The sequence below is a fragment of the Olivibacter sp. 47 genome (assembly GCF_030372825.1).
Lineage (GTDB): Bacteria > Bacteroidota > Bacteroidia > Sphingobacteriales > Sphingobacteriaceae > Olivibacter > Olivibacter oleidegradans.
Genome location: NZ_JAUCNR010000004.1, coordinates 1 through 2,916, shown reverse-complemented (window position 1 = coordinate 2,916; position 2,916 = coordinate 1). Strand labels below are relative to the sequence as shown.

Annotated in this window: 4 protein-coding genes; all 4 read left to right on the top strand. The window is 36.6% G+C overall.

Annotated elements, in window-relative coordinates:
• Nucleotides 1-406 (top strand): hypothetical protein (locus QT327_RS28000; protein WP_289554481.1); only part of this gene is annotated, 406 nt, incomplete at its 5' end.
• Nucleotides 407-415: 9 nt separating this feature from the next.
• Nucleotides 416-865 (top strand): hypothetical protein, encoded by a 450-nt coding sequence (locus QT327_RS27995; RefSeq protein WP_289554480.1) that lies wholly within the window; start codon nucleotides 416-418, stop codon nucleotides 863-865.
• A gap of 164 nt (nucleotides 866-1,029) precedes the next feature.
• Nucleotides 1,030-1,524, top strand: coding sequence for a hypothetical protein (locus QT327_RS27990; protein WP_289554479.1), 495 nt, complete (start codon nucleotides 1,030-1,032; stop codon nucleotides 1,522-1,524).
• Between the two features lie 845 nt (nucleotides 1,525-2,369).
• On the top strand, nucleotides 2,370-2,786 hold the full coding sequence (locus tag QT327_RS27985) for a DUF4279 domain-containing protein (RefSeq protein ID WP_289554478.1): 417 nt from the start codon (nucleotides 2,370-2,372) through the stop codon (nucleotides 2,784-2,786).
• Nucleotides 2,787-2,916: the final 130 nt, after the last annotated feature.

Below are 2,916 nucleotides of genomic sequence, written 5' to 3'. Positions count from 1 at the left end.
TGATACGAAGGCGCAAACGGCTTTTGTGGTTGGTTTGGGTCTAGATATAGCGACTGCGGGAGCGGGTGAATTATTTCCGAAGTCATGGTTATTTAAACTTCTACCTAAAAGTTGGTTTGGAAATGCCGCTAAGGGAATAAGTGTGATTGGACCACGAGCGAATTATAGGGAATTTGCTAAGAAGATTGGAGCGAACTTTCTTGATGTGACTGATGATGCATGGACAATGCGTAAAAATGTAGAGTTTTTACAAGGCGTGGTTAAAAGAGGTGATGATGTCATATTTTCCGGACAATATAATCCTGCAAGACTTGATCCTAATTCAGTCCTTGCGCAAGAAATTAGATATCTACAAAAAAATGGCTATTCTTGGACTGACGATTTTTCTAGAATGGTTAAAAAATAATATTGAAAGATGGAACAGCATTTTGTAAAATATATTTACGAGTTTTTTAAAAGGCTTATTGAAATATATGGTTTTCATAAAAGAAAAGAGTTAAACGAAGGTCAATCGTATATGATTGAATTTAGTTCAAGTAACTTTGTTATTAGAATAGAAAAATACTTTCGAGAGTTCTATGCATTGCTTTACAAAGAAAGTAAGCAGGATTACCAGATAAACCTCTTTAATTTGTTAGAATACTTAGTGCAAGACGATGAAAAGGTTCCTAAATCTAATTATTTCCGAAATGAAAATGAAAATGATATATGCTACAAGAAACAAATAGATCATATTTCTTCCGTGCTTTATAAGCATTATAGGTTAATAGACAATTTTTTTAACGAGAATAATTATGAATTAAAGGTGAAAGAATTTGAAAGATATTGGAAAGGTAAACATCCAGAATTTTACAACAGAGTTTAATTTGAGATTTCGGATTACAGAACGCTAGATTCCATTCCGGATTGACCAGCTTAACCGAATTGAAGAAGAACCTGTAAATATGATGCTATCATTTTATGGGCTGGTTTTTGGATGGTCAGATTTTTCCGTATTGACCCAATACCGTCAGAATACATAATAAATTAATGGAATTAGTAGAAATAAAAGGTCTTTTTGAGATGGATTTTGGTTCGCCATCACCAACAATATTGTCAAACGATAATGAGCTTTTTATTGCCTTTTATGCAGATAAACAGAATTCATCGGCCATTCCTCAAGAGCGTAATACCATTTATGATACTGGTATTTTTGCTTTGAAATTTAAAGTGTATTTAAAATATATATTTGGATTACCAGGGGAAGAAACAATACAGGGACATCCATATAGTAAGCTTGGTATGAAGTCTTATTCATTTTATGAGCTCAAAAATTCCGATTTAATTAAATCACTGCAGGATATAGAAAAGATACACCCACAATACAATCCCAAGAAATGGGAAATGTATAGACATTTTATATTAACATTTCACGACAATATGTTTGAATGTATCGCTCAGGATTTTGAAATTAGAGAAGAAAATACATCAATTTACAATCAAGCAGCAGTGATGCTTAATGAATTGTCAGTAAAGCATTTTTAAGTTCAGAGAACGAAGGTATTTTAAGCCCACAATAGCGCGCTTTTTTATTTTCACATCAAAGAAATCTTGCTTGCTTTGATAAGGTGGTCAATGGTAGTGAGCAGGCATTCCTTTTCGGACAATGTTGCAATATCGTGAAACCTCTTTAGCATAGCAGGGTCGGTATATTAAGAGGTGGATACGGCGAACCCACTCTATATTGGCAAATTGGATCCAAATGAGATGTGGGCTGAGCGGATTAAAAGTTGGGCACCTGAGGGTCCAGCTGAAACGGCCGCTTTTTTAAGAACAGGAGGCAAACGCCAGTGAGCAAGATGATCCGAATAAGAAAAAGGGGAGCGTTGTTGCAAATAGTAGCGGCAGCATCATTCGAAAAAATAACAGTGGACAGCTAACCCGTTCCCAGTTGCAGCAAGGAAGTCCTGAAACAAATGCTTTATTGGATAATGTTAATGAGCTATGGATGGGATTACTCCCGTCGGTACTTTTTTGATATTAAAGCCGCTGCATCTGGAGAGGATATGAGTGGGGAGCAATTGTCTTGGGGTTGAGGACCAGAGAAAGCTTTTATAATCGAGCAGTTAAGTAGCGGATAGCCGTGCCAGAGCAAAAGTCAGTTGATAAGGCAAACTTGCCAACAATGGTACTTCCCGGGTCGATCGTGCTCGAGGAGGTGGTAGTTATGCTTAGCGGGCTACTAGATCGGCTGTTTCTTCTGGTGCGAGTTTTCTATTGAGAGGAATAGGAGGTGCGGCAAGTATGACAGCTTTGTAAAGGATAAAGAAGGGAATGGCTCTGGTGAACCTATTGGTGTAAATCTTAAGGAACTTTGATAATATTGAATTATGGAGAAAAATGAAGTGAAGCTTAGCTTTTGCGTGTGGGGGTTCAGTGACATAGATCATGACGAGGTATCAACAATATTAGGGATTAATCCTTCAAAGATTTTTGTTGAAGGAGAAAGAATGAATCCGAAATTTCCGAGATTAGCAAAGGAGAATGGTTGGTTTATTGATGCGCCTGCGGATAGATACGCTCTTTTCCATGAAAAAATGGATGCGCTTTTGGATATCATTGAATCGAATAAAAATGGATTTGAGAGTATTAGCGGAAAGTACTATTGTGAGTTTTCTTGCGCAATTTATATATATAATGACGAAGAAAGCGCTCCTTCTGTTCATCTTGGTTCGAGATATTTCAGCGTGACTAAGACCCTAAATGTTGAATTTGATATCGATTTATATTGCTTGCAAAATACTTAAGAGTTAAAAGATAACAATGTTAATCCTATGATAAAAGCCTGGACCATCAGCAGGAAAAATCACCGATTGCTGAAAACCTGCAAAAAGGACATACGATTGCGGAGACAAGTTTTTACGATCCAGTGATAAA

Excerpts from the sequence above, each read along its gene's own strand:
- QT327_RS27985 (WP_289554478.1), top strand. The coding sequence starts at position 2,370 with ATGGAGAAAAATGAAGTGAAGCTTAGCTTTTGCGTGTGGGGGTTCAGT.
- QT327_RS27990 (WP_289554479.1), top strand. The coding sequence starts at position 1,030 with ATGGAATTAGTAGAAATAAAAGGTCTTTTTGAGATGGATTTTGGTTCG.
- QT327_RS27995 (WP_289554480.1), top strand. The coding sequence starts at position 416 with ATGGAACAGCATTTTGTAAAATATATTTACGAGTTTTTTAAAAGGCTT.